The 15966-nt window shown below is 64.1% G+C and carries 19 protein-coding genes and 1 tRNA gene; 8 read left to right on the plus strand and 12 right to left on the minus strand.

All coding sequences use genetic code 11. From position 1 onward, the window contains the following. Positions 1-95: 95 nt before the first annotated feature. The 5 genes from KB879_RS23245 to KB879_RS23265 all read left to right on the plus strand — a co-directional run bounded on the left by KB879_RS23245 (position 96) and on the right by KB879_RS23265 (position 4525). Entirely contained in the window at positions 96-479 is a 384-nt protein-coding gene (locus KB879_RS23245) for an Mth938-like domain-containing protein (protein ID WP_211979850.1), read from the plus strand. 127 nt (positions 480-606) lie between these two features. Next, entirely contained in the window at positions 607-1071 is a 465-nt protein-coding gene (locus tag KB879_RS23250) for a peroxiredoxin (RefSeq protein ID WP_013957133.1), read from the plus strand. A gap of 428 nt (positions 1072-1499) precedes the next feature. Continuing rightward, positions 1500-3203, plus strand: a complete 1704-nt coding sequence (locus KB879_RS23255; protein WP_211979851.1) for a PhoH family protein — start codon at positions 1500-1502, stop codon at positions 3201-3203. Between the two features lie 135 nt (positions 3204-3338). After that, a complete protein-coding gene (locus KB879_RS23260; RefSeq protein WP_013957135.1) occupies positions 3339-3800 on the plus strand; it encodes a hypothetical protein in 462 nt (153 codons plus the stop codon). A 47-nt stretch (positions 3801-3847) separates the two neighbouring features. Beyond that, the gene (locus tag KB879_RS23265; RefSeq protein WP_211979852.1) at positions 3848-4525 is read left to right on the plus strand and encodes a C40 family peptidase; all 678 of its coding nucleotides are present in this window, start codon (positions 3848-3850) and stop codon (positions 4523-4525) included. A gap of 60 nt (positions 4526-4585) precedes the next feature. On the opposite strand, the gene KB879_RS23270 is transcribed toward KB879_RS23265, so the two are convergent. From KB879_RS23270 to KB879_RS23305, 8 genes are all read right to left on the minus strand, one after another. Then, a complete protein-coding gene (locus KB879_RS23270) occupies positions 4586-5593 on the minus strand; it encodes an inorganic phosphate transporter (protein WP_013957137.1) in 1008 nt (335 codons plus the stop codon). A gap of 13 nt (positions 5594-5606) precedes the next feature. After that, a complete protein-coding gene (locus KB879_RS23275) occupies positions 5607-6233 on the minus strand; it encodes a DUF47 domain-containing protein (protein ID WP_010809517.1) in 627 nt (208 codons plus the stop codon). 191 nt (positions 6234-6424) lie between these two features. Beyond that, positions 6425-7816: a replicative DNA helicase gene (locus tag KB879_RS23280; protein WP_013957138.1), complete on the minus strand. Its 1392-nt coding sequence runs from the start codon at positions 7814-7816 to the stop codon at positions 6425-6427. A gap of 168 nt (positions 7817-7984) precedes the next feature. Beyond that, complete coding sequence (gene rplI, locus KB879_RS23285; RefSeq protein WP_013957139.1) at positions 7985-8437, minus strand: 50S ribosomal protein L9; 453 nt, start codon at positions 8435-8437, stop codon at positions 7985-7987. 32 nt (positions 8438-8469) lie between these two features. Further along, complete coding sequence (gene rpsR / locus KB879_RS23290) at positions 8470-8748, minus strand: 30S ribosomal protein S18 (protein WP_006163606.1); 279 nt, start codon at positions 8746-8748, stop codon at positions 8470-8472. Between the two features lie 3 nt (positions 8749-8751). Continuing rightward, positions 8752-9051 (minus strand): primosomal replication protein N, encoded by a 300-nt coding sequence (priB, locus tag KB879_RS23295; protein ID WP_013957140.1) that lies wholly within the window; start codon positions 9049-9051, stop codon positions 8752-8754. A gap of 77 nt (positions 9052-9128) precedes the next feature. After that, positions 9129-9503: a 30S ribosomal protein S6 gene (rpsF, locus tag KB879_RS23300; RefSeq protein WP_010809513.1), complete on the minus strand. Its 375-nt coding sequence runs from the start codon at positions 9501-9503 to the stop codon at positions 9129-9131. A gap of 118 nt (positions 9504-9621) precedes the next feature. After that, positions 9622-10614, minus strand: a complete 993-nt coding sequence (locus KB879_RS23305) for an asparaginase (RefSeq protein WP_013957141.1) — start codon at positions 10612-10614, stop codon at positions 9622-9624. A gap of 258 nt (positions 10615-10872) precedes the next feature. Between KB879_RS23305 and lexA the strand changes: the two genes are divergently transcribed. Together lexA and KB879_RS23315 are read left to right on the plus strand one after the other, a co-directional pair. Continuing rightward, positions 10873-11526, plus strand: coding sequence for a transcriptional repressor LexA (gene lexA / locus KB879_RS23310; RefSeq protein WP_013957143.1), 654 nt, complete (start codon positions 10873-10875; stop codon positions 11524-11526). A gap of 110 nt (positions 11527-11636) precedes the next feature. Then, positions 11637-11807 carry a hypothetical protein gene (locus KB879_RS23315; protein WP_010809510.1) on the plus strand — a complete coding sequence of 57 codons (171 nt, stop codon included), beginning with the start codon at positions 11637-11639 and terminating at the stop codon, positions 11805-11807. 39 nt (positions 11808-11846) lie between these two features. Here KB879_RS23315 and KB879_RS23320 read toward each other — a convergent pair whose 3' ends face one another. The 4 genes from KB879_RS23320 to dusA all read right to left on the minus strand — a co-directional run bounded on the left by KB879_RS23320 (position 11847) and on the right by dusA (position 14820). Beyond that, a complete protein-coding gene (locus tag KB879_RS23320) occupies positions 11847-12224 on the minus strand; it encodes a hypothetical protein (RefSeq protein ID WP_211979853.1) in 378 nt (125 codons plus the stop codon). Between the two features lie 58 nt (positions 12225-12282). Beyond that, positions 12283-12358 (minus strand) — tRNA-His (locus tag KB879_RS23325). Between the two features lie 106 nt (positions 12359-12464). Continuing rightward, positions 12465-12779: a hypothetical protein gene (locus tag KB879_RS23330; protein ID WP_211979854.1), complete on the minus strand. Its 315-nt coding sequence runs from the start codon at positions 12777-12779 to the stop codon at positions 12465-12467. A gap of 976 nt (positions 12780-13755) precedes the next feature. After that, positions 13756-14820: a tRNA dihydrouridine(20/20a) synthase DusA gene (dusA, locus tag KB879_RS23335; RefSeq protein ID WP_211982279.1), complete on the minus strand. Its 1065-nt coding sequence runs from the start codon at positions 14818-14820 to the stop codon at positions 13756-13758. Positions 14821-15481: 661 nt separating this feature from the next. Between dusA and KB879_RS23340 the strand changes: the two genes are divergently transcribed. Next, positions 15482-15784, plus strand: coding sequence for a hypothetical protein (locus KB879_RS23340; RefSeq protein ID WP_211979855.1), 303 nt, complete (start codon positions 15482-15484; stop codon positions 15782-15784). The last annotated feature ends 182 nt before the right edge of the window (positions 15785-15966 follow it).

A 15966-nucleotide genomic window follows, 5' to 3' on the forward strand; every position in this document is an offset into this window, starting at 1 on the left:
CATCTTGTCGTCCACACCGTACCCGCCCGGGGTGCCGGCCATCCGCCCCACGGGCCGGCCCGCCAGCCCGTGGCGGCCGCCGCAGAGGCCTCCAAGTGAAACTCCACGCCGACCAGCCCCAGTCGCTCAATACCGTCACGGCCTACGGGCCGGGATACATCGAGATCAACCTCGTCCGTCACACCAACTCGGTCCTGGTCATGCCCGAGGGCGAAGTACGGCCCTGGCCGGTCAGCCGCTTCGAAGACCTGGAGCCCGCGCATTTCGAGCAACTGGTGGAACTCGGCCCCGAAGTGGTGCTGCTCGGCACCGGCTTGCGGCTGCGCTTCCCGCACCCGCGCCTGACCGCATCGCTGTCGCGCCGTCATGTCGGGGTGGACGCCATGGACCTGCAGGCCGCCTGCCGCACCTACAACATCCTGATGGCAGAAGGGCGCAAGGTGGCGGCGGTGCTGTTGCTCGAACCCGAAGCCGCCTGACCTTTGCAAAAGTTGAGCCGGCGCCACGCTTGAAGTCCGGCAGGGCGCCCCAATCTGCCCCGCCAAGGTGGCAGCCCCCTCACCCGATTCTCCCGATCCCCTGCCCCCTCCCCCAGGAGCCACAAGCATGACCGTCAGTCTGAACAAGGCCGTACCCGACTTCAGCGCGCCGATGACCGGCGACGCCACCTTCCGCCTTGCCGACTACCGCGGCAAGACGGTGGTGCTGTACTTCTACCCGAAGGACAACACGCCGGGTTGCACCACGGAGGCCATGAACTTCCGCGACCAGTACGAGGATTTCCAGAAGGCCGGCGTGCAGGTGTTCGGCATCTCGCGCGACAGCATCCGCTCGCACGAGAACTTCAAGGCCAAGCTTGAACTGCCCTTCGAGCTGATCTCGGATGCCGACGAAGCCGTGTGCACGTTGTTCGATGTCATCAAGATGAAAAAGCTTTATGGCAAGGAGCACCGGGGCATCGAGCGCAGCACCTTCATCATCGACGGCAAGGGCATGCTGCGCCACGAGCTGCGCGGCATCAAGGTGCCGAACCATGTTGACGAAGTCCTGGAAATCGTGCGCGGGCTCTGAGGTATCGCGTCGGTATCGACCTTGCCTCGACACGGACGCCAAGCCGGACGTGCTGTGTCGCAACAAGCCGATGGCAAACCCAATTGCCAAACCCAAAACCTTCGGATACATTGGCCCGTAATGAGTTCAGATTCCGGATGCCACGCTGTTTCGACTCCCCGGCCCAGGCGGTTCGCGCCACAGGCCGGTAGCGGACCTGCCGTGTCGGCAGTCCACCAAAGAAGCTGCCGGATCCCAGCCGCCAACCCTGTTCAGCAGGCATGGCGGCTTTTTTGTTTGCAGCCGCGTCTGTCCTCATGCCTGTCCGCACCGGGAGCCTCGCGCATGCATGCCCCGGCCATCGGCCGCCACGCCGTCTCCGACGTATCGCGGCGTCGCGGCGCGGACACCCTCGCCCCCTTCTTGTCCCCCTGAAAGGAAAGCCAAGCATGCCGCTGCCTACCATGCCCGCCAAGCCTGCCCAATTGCTGGATCCGAGCGAGTTTGCTCCGGTCTCCGCGGTGCCCAAGGCCAAAGCCGCCACACAGGGCAAGAAACCTGTGCCGGCGCTCGAGCGTGTGGCATTGCTGGAAACCGGCGACACCGAGGTGCCTGAGGTCCAGGCCCGCGCCGCCGGTGGCACCCGCGCCCGCAGCACCGAGGCCCCGGCCGTGTCGACGCCTGCCGTCACTGCCGCGCCAGTCAGCCTGGTCAAGCCGTCCTCCGGCCCCACGCGCCGCGCCCGCAAGTCCGAAGGCCCGAGCAAGCTGTTCGTGCTCGACACCAACGTGCTGATGCACGACCCGGCCTCGCTCTTTCGCTTCGAGGAACACGACATCTATCTGCCGATGATGACGCTCGAAGAACTGGACAACCACAAGAAGGGCATGAGCGAAGTCGCGCGCAACGCGCGCATGGTCAGCCGCACGCTCGATTCGCTGGTGGGCGGCACCGACGGCGTGCTCGACGAAGGCCTGCCGCTGGCCAAGCTGGGTAACCGCGACGCGCAGGGCAAGCTGTTCTTCCAGACGCGCCTGAACGACATCAAGCTGCCTGAAGGCCTGCCGCAGGGCAAGGCCGACAACCAGATCCTGGGCGTGGTCAGCGCGCTGCAGCAGCAGTACCCCGAGCGCCAGGTCGTGCTGGTGTCGAAAGACATCAACATGCGCATCAAGGCACGCGCGCTGGGCCTGCCGGCCGAAGACTACTTCAACGACCAGGTCCTGGAAGACAAGGACCTGCTCTACGCCGGCGTACTGCAGCTGCCCGGCGACTTCTGGACCCGGCACGGCAAGGGCGTGGAAAGCTGGCAGGATCCGAAGTCCGGCGCCATGTTCTACCGGCTCACCGGCCCGCTGGTGCCGTCGTTCCTGGTCAACCAGTTCGTCTACCTGGAACCGGTCGACGGCAGCCTGCCGCTGTACGCGCAGGTCAAGGAGATCAATGGCAAGACCGCGCTGCTGCAGACGCTCAAGGACTACACGCACCACAAGAACAATGTGTGGAGCGTGACCGCCCGCAACCGCGAGCAGAACTTCGCGCTCAACCTGCTGATGAACCCGGACATCGACTTCGTCACGCTGCTTGGGCAGGCCGGCACCGGCAAGACCCTGCTGGCGCTGGCTGCCGGCCTGGAACAGGTGCTGGACCAGAAGCAGTACAACGAGATCATCGTCACGCGCGCCACGGTGCCGGTGGGCGAAGACATCGGCTTCCTGCCCGGCACCGAGGAAGAGAAGATGCAGCCGTGGATGGGCGCGTTCGACGACAACCTCGAGGTGCTGCAGAAGAGCGACGACAGCGCCGGCGACTGGGGCCGCGCCGCCACGCAGGAGCTGATCCGCTCGCGCATCAAGGTCAAGAGCATGAACTTCATGCGCGGGCGCACCTTCGTCAACAAGTTCGTCATCATCGACGAGGCTCAGAACCTGACGCCCAAGCAGATGAAGACGCTGGTGACGCGCGCCGGCCCGGGTACCAAGATCATCTGCCTGGGCAATATCGCGCAGATCGACACGCCGTACCTGACCGAGGGTTCGTCGGGCCTGACCTATGTAGTCGACCGCTTCAAGGGCTGGAGCCACAGCGGCCATATCACGCTGGCGCGCGGCGAACGCTCGCGCCTGGCCGATCACGCCGGCGACGTGCTCTGACACTGGCAGCCTGCGGCGCGCCCTGCCGGTGGCGGGGCGCGCCCGCAGTGCCTGAGCGCCGCCGTCAACGACAAGCACTTTGGGGCTATGATGGCCCATGTTTGCCGTTGCCCCGCATCCCCACTGGAGGCGTCGATGAATATCCAGCATCTGCCCCGCAGGCATGTGCCTGCCATCGCCCGCAGCCAGCACAGGCAGCGCCTTGCGCTGGCCGTGCTGGCTGCCGCCGGCATCGCGCTGGCCGCGAGCTGGCGCCCGGCCCATGCCGCCGAAGAAGAAATGGTGATCCGCACCATGGGCCCGGTCAGCTACGTCTGCGGCGGTGTCGCCGAGGACGAGCGCCAGGCGCTGGCCGCGAAGGAAAAGGACTTCAATATAGGCATCCTGTTCATCCAGGGTGCAAACGGTGAATTCCTGTCGGACGTGGCGGTCAGGCTGGTGCGCGACGAGCAGGAAGTCGCCAGCTTCAACGCCGCCGGCCCGCGCTGCCTGATACGTGCGCCCGAAGGCAGCTACAATATCGAGGCCAGTTACAAGGGCCAGGCCAAGTCCATCAAGGTCAGCACCGGTACGCGCAACGCCCAGCTACGCTGGTAGCGGCAAGGCTTCCGGTGCGCCGGCAGGCCGGCGACCAGAAACCCAGGATGCCATTGCGCCGTACCCGAATCTCTTCCCATCCATTGCGTGCGCAGGGCCTGCTTGCCCAGGTCCGGCTGCCGCTGCTCTGCGCCACCGCCCTGTTGCTGGCGGCCTGCGCAAGTTCCCCGCCTTCGCGCCATGCCGGCCTGCCGCGCACGCCGGGCAAGCCCATGATCGATCCCAGCGCCGGACTGGAAGAGATTTCGATCCAGGCGATGTCGCTGGTCGGCACACCCTATCGCTACGGCGGCAATACGCCAGACTCCGGCTTCGACTGCAGCGGGCTGGTGCGCTACGTGGTGTCGCGCGCGGCCAATGTGAACCTGCCGCGCACGACCGAGGCAATGGGCGCCCGCGGCAGCTCGCTGGACCGCAGCGAGGTGGCATCCGGCGACCTGGTGTTCTTCAACACCACCGGCCGCGCCAATTCGCACGTGGGCATCTACGTCGGACAGAACCGCTTTGTCCATGCGCCGTCTTCCGGCGGCACGGTCCGGCTGGAGGACATGGGCAAGCCCTACTGGGCCTCGCGCTACAACGGCGCGCGCCGCGTGGTGGCGGCGGCCAACCAGCCACCCGCGTCGGTGGCACCCCCGGCAGCGCCACCGCTGCCTGAGCCCGCGCCGGCCCCCGCACCGCTTCCGGTCGACGACGATCCCATCGCGGCCTTCGCCAACCAGTGAAACGCCCAAACAAAAAGCCAGGCATCAGCCTGGCTTTTTGCTGGTACGGCGGCCCCTGCCTTACAGGATATGCCGCCCGATCCACCATGCGATCGCCGCCATGAAGGCCGATGCCGGAATCGTCAGCACCCAGGCCCAGACGATATTGCCGGCCACGCCCCAGCGCACCGCCGACATCTTCTGCGCAGAGCCGACGCCGACGATGGCGCCGGTGATGGTATGCGTGGTCGATACCGGCACGCCCAGCGCCGAGGCAAAGAACAGCGTGATCGCCCCGCCCGTCTCGGCGCAGAAGCCGCCGACCGGCTTGAGCTTGGTGATCTTCTGGCCCATGGTGCGCACGATCCGCCAGCCGCCGAACAGCGTGCCCATGCCGATGGCCACGTAGCAGCTGACGATCACCCAGGTCGGCGGCTGGCCGCCGGCCACCACATGGCCGCTGGCGATCAGCAGCATCCAGATGATGCCGATGGTCTTCTGCGCGTCATTGCCCCCATGGCCCAGGCTGTACATCGATGCCGACACCAGCTGCAGGCGGCGGAACCAGCGGTCCACGCGCGACGGCGGCGTGCGAAAGAAGGTCCAGCCCACAATCACCATCATCAGCGAACCGAGGATAAAACCCAGCAGCGGCGAGATCAGGATAAAGGCCACGGTTTTCAGCAGGCCGCTGCCCACCAGCGCACCGGTGCCGGCCTTGGCCACCGCCGCGCCCACCAGTCCGCCGATCAGCGCGTGCGACGACGACGAAGGGATGCCGTAGTACCAGGTGATGACGTTCCAGGCGATCGCCCCGACCAGCGCCCCGAACACGACGTAATGGTCGACGATACTGACATCGATCGTGCCGGTGCCCACCGTGGCGGCCACCTTCAGATGGAAGATAAAGATCGCGACGACGTTGCACATCGCCGCCATCGCCACCGCGTGGTGCGGCTTGAGCACGCCCGTGGAAACCACGGTGGCGATCGAGTTGGCCGCGTCGTGGAAGCCGTTCATGAAGTCGAACAGCAGCGCGAGCGCCACCAGCAAGGCGATCACCCACAGGCTCATTTGTATGGTCTGCATGCCGATTGCCGCCTCAGGCGTTTTCCAGGACGATGCCTTCGATGATGTTGGCGACGTCCTCGCACTTGTCGGTGATCGTCTCGAGCTGTTCGTAGATGGCCTTCAGCTTGATCAGGCGCTTGACGTCGGTCTCGTCACGGAACAGCTTGGACATCGCCGAGCGCATCACGCGGTCGGCTTCAGACTCGAGCTGGTCGATCTGCTGCGCGGTCTTCAGGATGGTGCTGGCGTTGCCCATGTCCTCAAGCAGGCCCACCGCGATCTTGACCTGGTCGCAGCACTGCACGCAGATGGCCGCCAGGCGCAGCGCCTCGTCGGTCAGGTTGGTCACGTCGTACAGCGAGATGGTCTCGGCCACGTCTTCCATCAGGTCCAGGATGTCGTCCATGGTCGTGATGAGCTTGTGGATCTCGTCGCGGTCCAGCGGCGTGATGAAGGTCTTGTGCAGCAGGTCGATGGTGTCGTGCGTGATCCGGTCGGCCTTCTTTTCGGTGGCCTGGACGCGGCGCGCATGGGCCTCGGCGTTGGGCAAGTCGTTGACCAGTGCCTGGAGCTCATGGGCGGCGGTCACCGCGCAGTCGGCATGCTGGTTGAAATATTCGAAGAACTTGCCCTCCGTGGGCATGAATCGGCCGAACATGGAATGTTCCTTGTGGCAGCGTGGTGACGCTGCTGATTGTGTTGCAGGATTGAGCGGGCGCGTTGCATGACAGTCGCGGGTGGTGACTGTCATCAAAGCGCAATATTTTACAGGGTTACAGGGACATTGCCCGCGAATTTGGCGCAAACAAGACGGCGCCGCACAGACGATTGCAGGCTGGCTTGACTTCGTCAGGTGTCGTTGTCGAAGAAAGCCGGGCCGCCGCTGAAGTTGTCGAACTTCGTGAACTGGCCCAGGAAGGTCAGGCGCACCGTGCCGATCGGGCCGTTACGCTGCTTGCCGATAATGATCTCGGCCGTGCCCTTGTCCTGGGAGTCCGCGTTATAGACCTCGTCGCGGTAGATGAACAGGATCACGTCGGCATCCTGTTCGATAGCGCCGGATTCGCGCAGGTCGGACATCACCGGACGCTTGTTGGGGCGCTGTTCCAGGCTTCGGTTCAGCTGCGACAGTGCAATCACCGGGCAGTTGAGTTCCTTGGCCAGGCCCTTGAGCGAACGGGAAATTTCGGAAATTTCCGTGGCGCGGTTCTCGCCGCCGCCGGAACCTGACATCAGCTGAAGGTAATCGATGATGATCAGGCCAAGCTGCCCGCACTGGCGCGCCAGGCGCCGCGAACGGGCACGCAGCTCCATCGGGTTCAGCGCCGGCGTTTCGTCGATGAACAGCTGGGTGTCGTTCATGCGCTGGATCGCATGCGTCAGCCGCGGCCAGTCTTCATCCAGCAGGCGGCCCGTGCGCAGCCGGTGCTGGTCGAGGCGGCCGACCGAGCCGAGCATACGCATGGCCAGCTGGGTGCCCGCCATTTCCATCGAGAACACTGCCACCGGCAAGCCCTGCTCCACCGCCACGTGCTCGCCGATGTTCAGCGAGAACGCGGTCTTGCCCATCGACGGGCGGCCGGCCACGATGACCAGGTCGCCCGGCTGCATGCCGCTGGTCATCTTGTCCAGGTCGATGAAGCCGGTCGGGACGCCGGTGACGTCGGTGGTGGAATCGCGGTGATACAGCTCGTCGATGCGCTCGACCACCTGGGTCAGCAGCGGCTGGATTTCCTGGAAACCCTTCTGGCCGCGCGAGCCTTCTTCGGCAATCGCAAAGACCTTGGATTCGGCCTCATCCAGCAGTTCGCGCACCTCGCGGCCCTTGGGCGCAAACGCGGCCGAGGCGATATCGTCGGCCGCCGTCACCAGCTTGCGCAGCACCGAGCGCTCACGCACGATCTCGGCGTAGCGGCGGATATTGGCCGCGCTGGGCGTGTTCTGCGCCAGCGAATTCAGGTAGGCCAGCCCGCCCACCTCCTCGGCCTTGCCAGCCACCTGCAGCATTTCATAGACCGTGATCACGTCGGCCGGCTTGGTGGCCGAGATCAACCGGGCGATGCTCTGGAAGATCATCCGGTGGTCAAAACGGTAGAAATCCGCCTCGGAGATGAAGTCCGCAATGCGGTCCCAGGCGGCGTTGTCCAGCAGCAGGCCACCCAGCACCGATTGCTCGGCTTCGATGGAATGCGGCGGGACCTTGAGGTTCTCGAGTTGGGGGTCGGCGACAGGCGCGTTCATGGGGAGGGATTATACCGGCGGGTGGACGCACTTCGCCGTACATTTGGCGACCGGGCCTGCAATGACAAGCGAACAACAAAAAAGGCAGGAGCCAGGGCTCCTGCCTTTCTTGCTTGCAGTGCTTGCGGTGCTTCAGCCGGCGCAGCGCGCCGGCGAGGCGGCACGTCCTTAGACGCTCTCGCCCACGACCGACACGGTCACGTCGACCACGACGTCCGTGTGCAGCGCGACGCTGACCGGGTGGTCGCCCACCATCTTCAGCGGGCCGTTCGGCATGCGAACCTGGGCCTTTTCCAGCTTGAAGCCTTGGCCAGCCAGGGCTTCAGCGATGTCGGCGTTGGTCACGGAACCGAACAGGCGGCCGTCCACACCCGACTTCTGGCTGATCTGTACCGTCAGGCCGTTCAGCTTCTCGCCTTCGGCTTGCGCGGCGGCCAGCTTCTCGGCAGCGGCCTTTTCCAGCTCGGCGCGCTTGACTTCGAATTCGGCGATCGCGGTTTGCGTAGCGCGGCGGGCCTTCTTGCCCGGGATCAGGAAGTTACGGGCGTAACCGTCCTTCACCTTGACGATGTCACCCAGGTTGCCCAAGTTGACGACTTTTTCCAGCAGAATAATTTGCATCGCATTCTCTCCTTAACGGACCTAGGGCCTGATCAGTTCTTGTGCAGGTCGGTGTACGGCATCAGCGCGAGGAAACGCGCACGCTTGATGGCCGTATCCAGCTGACGCTGATAGTGAGCCTTAGTACCGGTCAGGCGGGCCGGCGTGATCTTGCCGTTGTCGCCGATGAAGTCCTTCAGGGTGTCCAGATCCTTGTAGTCGATCTGTTCCACGCCAGCCACGGTGAAGCGGCAGAAGCGCTTGCGCTTGAACAGCGGGTTCTGTTGCTGGAAGCGCTTCTTGTTCTTGTTGTCACGTTTGACGAATGCCATGATTCAATCCTTTTCGAATGCTTTACATCCAGTGATGTGAAAGACGAGAGCCTTGCTGTTGCGGTGCCTGCGGGCCAGGAATCCTTCACAGTCGAGCAGCGTGCCGAGCGGCAACCGCTCCAGACGCTGGCCAACCTGTCCGATCCCCATCGCTGCGATTGCAAACTCGACCTGCCGCGGCGTTTGCGCCTCGACGGCCTCGCCGCTGTACTGCAGGATGCAGTTCACGACGGGGACCCCGGCCGGGGTATAGCGCAGGGCATCGCGTTCCGCCAGGGTGGCGGCAAGCCGAAGCTGGTTCAACGCGGGGCCTCTTGCTGGTTGCAATCCATGCTGCCATGGCTGACGCTGTCAGCCATGGCACGCACCGCAGTCCGCACTCAGGCGGCCTGGCCTTCGGTGGTCGTTTGCGCGGCCTTGCGGGCTTCTTCGCGCTGCACTTCCTTCATCATCGGCGAAGGTGCGGTCTCGGCCTTCTTGGTCTGCACGATCAGGTGGCGCAGGACGGCGTCGTTGAACTTGAACGCGTGTTCCAGTTCAGCCAGCGTTTCCTTGCCGCATTCGATGTTCAGGCAAACGTAGTGAGCCTTGGCCAGCTTCTGGATCATGTAAGCCATCTGGCGACGGCCCCAGTCTTCCACGCGGTGAACGTTGCCGTTCTGCGAGGTCACGAGCTGCTTGTAGCGCTCGATCATGGCCGGCACTTGTTCGCTCTGGTCCGGGTGGACGATGAAGACGATTTCGTAATGACGCATTGACGCTCCTTTTGGATTAGCCACCCGGGCGTCACGAGTCCGGTGTGGCAAGGTTGAATAGCCTTACATTATAGCGCGCGTATCGGCAAGTGCGCAAGCCGCTGTTTACACAGGCAAATCAGGCGTTGGCAATCAAGGCCTGCAGCCTCGCCGGATCCCGCGCCAGCCCTGCGTCGGCTGCTAGCGCCATGGCCAGCAGCACGCGCGCCTTATAGGGATTGAGGTCCGTTGCGGAAACAAAAGCCCCATCCGCCGGGCTGAGCTGGGGCGGAATCGCCACATGGCCGGCCCCGGTGCGGGAACTGCGCACCACGGCCACACCCGCGGCAGCGGCATCGGCCAGCGCCTCGGCCAGCACCTCATGCACCGAGCCATTGCCAGCGGCAGCCACCACCAGTCCGGCGACGCCCGCGCGGACCAGCGCATCCACAGCCACCCTGCCCGGCTGGGCGTAGCTGGCCACGATCTCCACCACCGGCCACGCCGTCGGCATCGGCCCAATCACCCAGGCCGCGCGCGGCGCGCGCGCGAAGCGCACGTAGTCATCCTGCACGAAACCCAGCGGCCCGCAGGCCGAGACAAAGGCATCGACCGCCGACGTGTGGGCCTTGGCCACATCCCGCGCAGCGTGGATCTGCTGGTTCAGCACCACCAGCACACCCTTGCCGCGCGCATCGGGATGAGCGGCCACGCGCACCGCATCCAGCAGGTTCAGCGGGCCATCGGCCGACAGCGACGTCGATGGCCGCATTGCCGCCGTCATCACCACGGGCACCGGACACGATTGCGTCAGGTGCAGCGCCATCGCGGTTTCTTCCAGTGTATCGGTGCCGTGCGTGATCACGATGCCGGCCACGTCGGGCTGCGCGGACCAGTGCTCAACCCGCGCCGCCAGCGTTTGCCAGAGCATGAAGGTCATGTCTTTGCTGTCGACCTGGGCCACCTGCTCGGCTTCGATGCGGGCCGCCGACTGCAGCGCGGGCACCGCTGCCAGCAACGACGACACCGGCACGGTCGCCGCCTGGTAGCGAGCGCTGCTGGCGGAGTTGCCGGCCGCGCCAGCGATGGTGCCGCCGGTGGCAAGTACGACGATGCGAGGCAATTGGGTCATGGAGGCGTGCAAAGAAAGTGGGAAAACAGGAATGCCGATTGTAACGGGCGCGCCCCGCCTCGCCGCGGGCCCGCGCTGGCGATCCACAAATCCATCCATGCGACACGCCCCAAAAATTCTGCTTGCGCTCAGGCCGATACTGTATAAAATCACAGCATACTGTTTAAACATACAGTGCCTGGCCAGCCGGATGCAGGATAAAGGATCGACCGATCCCTTACCCGGAATCCCCGCGGCCCCGCACGGAATGGCGATCCCATGGCGACCCTGACACCCCGGCAGCAGCAGATTTTCGATCTGATCCGCAACACGATCCGCCGCACCGGCTTTCCGCCCACGCGCGCCGAAATCGCCGCAGAATTCGGCTTCTCATCGCCCAATGCCGCAGAAGAACACCTGAGGGCGCTGGCACGCAAGGGCGTGATCGAATTGACCCCGGGCGCCTCACGCGGCATCCGCCTGAAGGTGGCACGCAGCGATTCGGAAATGCCTGACCAGTTTTCGTTGCCGATGGCCGGCGTGATGCAGCTGACGCTGCCGCTGGTGGGCCGCGTTGCTGCCGGCAGCCCGATACTCGCCGCCGAGCATATCGACCGCCAGTACCAGGTCGACGCCTCGGTCTTCGACGAACGCCCCGATTACCTGCTGCGCGTGCGCGGCCTGAGCATGCGCGATGCCGGCATCCTCGATGGCGACCTGCTGGCCGTGCGCCGCGCCAGCGAAGCCGCCAACGGCAAGATCGTGGTGGCGCGCCTGGGTGATGACGTGACCGTCAAGCGCCTGCAGCGGCGCGGTGGCCATATCGAACTGATCGCAGAAAACCCGGACTTCACCAACATCATCGTGGAGCCTGGCGAGGAGTTCTCGCTGGAAGGCATCGCCGTCGGTCTGATCCGATCTTCCGGCTTCTAGCCGGGCACCGCAGGCAGCGAGCCTGCGCGGGCCCACCCGCTTCCATTGCTTTGCAGACGCCACCCGGCTTGCCGGGTGTTGACCCCGCTTTGCCCAAAAGAGGTGCCACCATGCCGCAAATCCACCAAGTCGCCGCCCGTCGCCCGGTCAAGCCCGTGCCGTTCCGCCAGAGCAAGGGCGTACGCGTCTACCAGGGTACGCAGCGCCGCACCATGGTCGGCAGCATGGCGGCGATCTGCCGCATGCTTGAACTCGAAACCGCCGAAAAGCTGGCTGCCTGAACCCTGCGGGCGCAGCCCGCGTAGCCGTGGGCCCCGCCCTCAGCTACGCACACACGCCTTGGCTTCGGCTTCCAGCTCCTGCGGCGTCAGCTGCGGGAACCACGTATCGCTCTTGCGCAGTTCCAGAGCCGTACCATCCGGCTTCGCCGTCAGCGAAATCAGATAGGCGTATCGGTATTCACCCCCAGACGTGGTCTGGCCGATGCGGATCTCAGTCTGGTTCTTCGCCGGATAGTTGATGACCGCGGCGTCATCGCCCAGATTGTTGCGCAGGCATTTCGCAACATCGCCCATCGTTGCTGGCGTGAACAAGCGCATGGGCGCACGCGCGCGAATGTCCTTTTCAGAAGTACCGGTGGCACACCCTGCCACCATGGCTGCCATCGCTACGCCAATCACTGCCGCTCGAACAGACATACCATCCCCGGGGAATGCAAAACGGCGCCCTCGCGAGGCGCCGTTCTGGAAAATGCTTTGGGGTGGCTGATGGGACTCGAACCCACGACGACAGGAATCACAATCCTGGACTCTACCAACTGAGCTACAGCCACCGTAGAAGTCATCAGCGCGTTACGTTGCTGATCGACGAAAACCAAGATTATACAAACAGTTTTCCGGGATGGCTAGTATCCGGCACAATTTTTTTTAGATAAAAGCTCAGGTTCGGGACGGGCTCCACTTTGCCTCAAGCAGCACTGCCTGCTTGATGGCCTCGACGGTCTCGGCTTCGGTATCGAACTGCCCCAACAGGCGGCGCGACTTGCCGTTCAGCACGGCTTCCTGCAACGCCTTGCCCGCGGCTTCCGAAGTGCCGGGGTGCCAGCAGTAGCGTGCCGTCCATTTGCCGTCCTGCAGTTGCTCGGCAACCCAGACCACCCTGAAGTCTTCATAGACAACACCGAACGGCGCTTCGTTTTCCACGTTTGCTCTTTCCACGCTGCCCCCCCCTGCCGGCATCGGTCCGCATGCCATGCCTTGTCTCGCCTGGGGCAAATGCGAGGGATCGTATCACGGCCGCCGACCAGGGCGCCCGGCCCGGCTGGCACCTTCGCGCATGCCGTCGATCGCTCGCGGAAATATGCTGTGCACAGCCCCTACCTCTGCAGGGTTCATGCCGCAAATGCGCGAAGCGATACTTGTGCCTGAGGGACATTGACCCCCCTCGACCTTCCCGTCAGGCGGCCCGCCCCATCGGGCCGCCTGCCTCTTTTTGGCCACCCTGCCCGCTCATTGCCGTGGCGCCAGCACCTGGCGATGGAACCTCGCGAGCGTATGCGAGCCCAATCGACGTCATCGACAAAATCGACACGTCAACGAACGCAGGGAACGGGAATGCAAATCAAGTGTAGATGGCCTGCGCGAATTCTTGCGCTGACAGTATTGGCGGCCTTGCTCGGCGGATGTGCTGGCGGCGGGGTCGACGGCAGGGAATCCAGCATCACGACATACGGCACGCTGGACGTAGGCATCAGCCATACGCGCTAGCCTGCCAGCGTGACCGATGGAACTCTTTACGAGGGCGACCGTCTAATTCCCTCGTCTGGCGCATGCAATGCGAGCGCGCAAAAAAAGAGTCCGCAGCGCGGACTCTTAAATTTAGCGATCTCAAATGCCCTGAAGGCGGTTGCACTGTAACTGTCATCCCGGCAATGCACCATACGGGTAAACGAAGAGCAACAAGCCTGGCGTAGCAGCAAGAAAGCGCCGACAAAAAAAAGCCCGCCGAAGCGGGCTAATAATCAGTTGAAGAAAGCCCTGTATTCGAGGGCAGGCACAGTGTATGGAAGTGCCCTGCCTCAGCGAATTAGGGGAATCCCTTTCCTGGCGCCGGTTTCCGGGCGATCAGGCATTGCAAGTGCGGCGCGCGGTACCCCCGCGCAGCCATGCACATTTTCACGATTTGAAGTTAGAACGCGGCCTCGGCAGTGCGCGCGCGGGCCACGCTCGCTTACGCGGCAAGTGGCTCTTGTGTCTGCGGCCGCAAGTGCGCGCGCGCCTCTTCGAACAATGCATTCACATCGGCACGCGTGCGTGCCGCATTCATGCGCTTGGCATCCGACAGCACGCGGCGCCAGCCGCGCCCGCCCGCAATTCCACGATGCAGGCCGAGCATGTGGCGCGTGACCGCACCCATATATCCACCCCGCTCCACCAGGTCGCCGATATAGCGCTGCATCGCCAGTTCGACGTCGAGCCGCGACGGCGTCGGCGCACTCGCATCGCCATAGAAGCGCGCATCCATTTCGGCCAATACATAGGGCTGATGGTATGCCTCGCGACCGATCATCACGCCATCGACGTGCTCGAGGTGGGCCGCCATCTCGTCATAGCTGACGATGCCGCCGTTGATCAGGATCTCAAGGCCCGGAAACTCCTGCTTCAGCTGGTACGCCACCTCATAGCGCAGCGGCGGAATCTCACGGTTTTCTTTCGGGCTCAGGCCCTTCAGGATCGCATTGCGCGCGTGGACGATAAACGTGCCGCAACCCGCCTCGGCCACCCGGCCGACGAAATCACGAACGAAATCGTAGTGCTCGATCTTGTCGATGCCGATGCGATGCTTGACGGTGACCGGGATGTCCACCGCTTCGCGCATCGCCTTGACGCAGTCGGCCACCAGTTGCGGCTCTGCCATCAGGCAGGCGCCGAAGGCCCCGCGCTGCACGCGCTCGGATGGGCAGCCGCAGTTCAGGTTGACTTCCGCATAGCCCCATTGCTGGCCCAGCTTGGCCGCCATGGCAAGATCGGCCGGCTCGCTGCCGCCCAACTGCAGCGCGACCGGGTGTTCGGCCGCATCGAAATCCAGATGGCGCGGGACGTCGCCATGCAGCAGCGCGCCGGTGGTCACCATCTCGGTGTACAGCCAGGTGTGGCGGCTGAGCTGGCGGTGGAACATGCGGCAGTGGCGGTCGGTCCAGTCCATCATCGGGGCTACAGATATTCTGCGAGCCCTTATATTTCCTTGTTTCCCGCCTGTGGCCTCAGTTTCCGGGGTGCCGTGAGTGCGTTCCATTTCCTGCCGATTCCGCCTATTTCGTCCAATTTTTCCGTCCCAAGCGCTACGATTTAGCACCATCTCAACTTTTGTAGCGCCGAGAATATGGGGACGATCACGCAGCGCGTGCGAAAGGACGGAAGTATAGGGTACACCGCGCAGGTTCGCCTGAGCCAAGGCAGCGCCGTCGTGTTCAACATGGCGCACCTGAGCCCGGTCTTCTCTATCGCCCAGCCGGCATGGGGGTACCCGCTCAACGAGCAAGCCATGGCGGATGCATGCAAGGTGCTCGGCAAGCTTGGAGGCATCAGTCGGTCGAAACGACAATAAGCCACGCAGGGATAGCCACCCTGAAGAAAATGACCGATGGCGATTCCGGTCAGCGCGCTATACTGTATATCCATACAGTACTCATCCATGCCCCCGCCATGTCGCCCGAACCTGCAAACTGCCCCATCTGCGGCGCTGCCGCTGAGCGCACTCGCGCCCCATCTCATGGCTACCTCTACCATTGCCCGAGCTGTGGCGCCTTTCTCATCACCAACAGCGCACTAGTCCGTAGGAAGGACATTCCGAGTTCCACCCGGGAAAATGTCCGGCTGTTGCGGGCTTATGGCCACCAGCCGCAGATCGAGGTTTCTCGGGACGGCGTGCGCGTCGTCGCCGGTCGGAGCTGAGCATGGGCAACAGCAAACGCGCGGCAGGCTGCCATCTTCCGGCCACACCCCCCAAGCCGTTCCCCGCTCCCGGCGCAAACGGCATCCTCGGTCGAGTTCAGGGGCACTACATTGCCGCTGGCCTGCAGACGCTGCCTCGTGCCACGCACGACGGGCCCAGCCACCATGAGGTCCTGGTCGAGGCTGGGCACCTCGGCACCGTCCGGCTTTTCATCGAGAAGGAGCTGGCCCGCCACAACCGACACAGCCACTACTACTGGTCGGCCTATCGGGCTGAGCCAGCTGAAGAGCAACAGCACGGCTAGGCCAACTACCCCCGGGAAACCCGCTCGCAAGCACGCTTCCGCAATCCGGGTAGCGGTGGCGTACTCGGCCAGTGCATTGTTGATGCGAGGGGCGTTGTCCAGTGCTCCACAACTTCCGGTGGTGCCGCCGGATTTGACTCAAATGGAGTAGCAGCGTGTGAAGCTGGCTGCCGGCCCGGTAG

The organism is Cupriavidus sp. KK10, assembly GCF_018223725.1.
Taxonomy (GTDB): Bacteria; Pseudomonadota; Gammaproteobacteria; order Burkholderiales; family Burkholderiaceae; genus Cupriavidus; species Cupriavidus necator.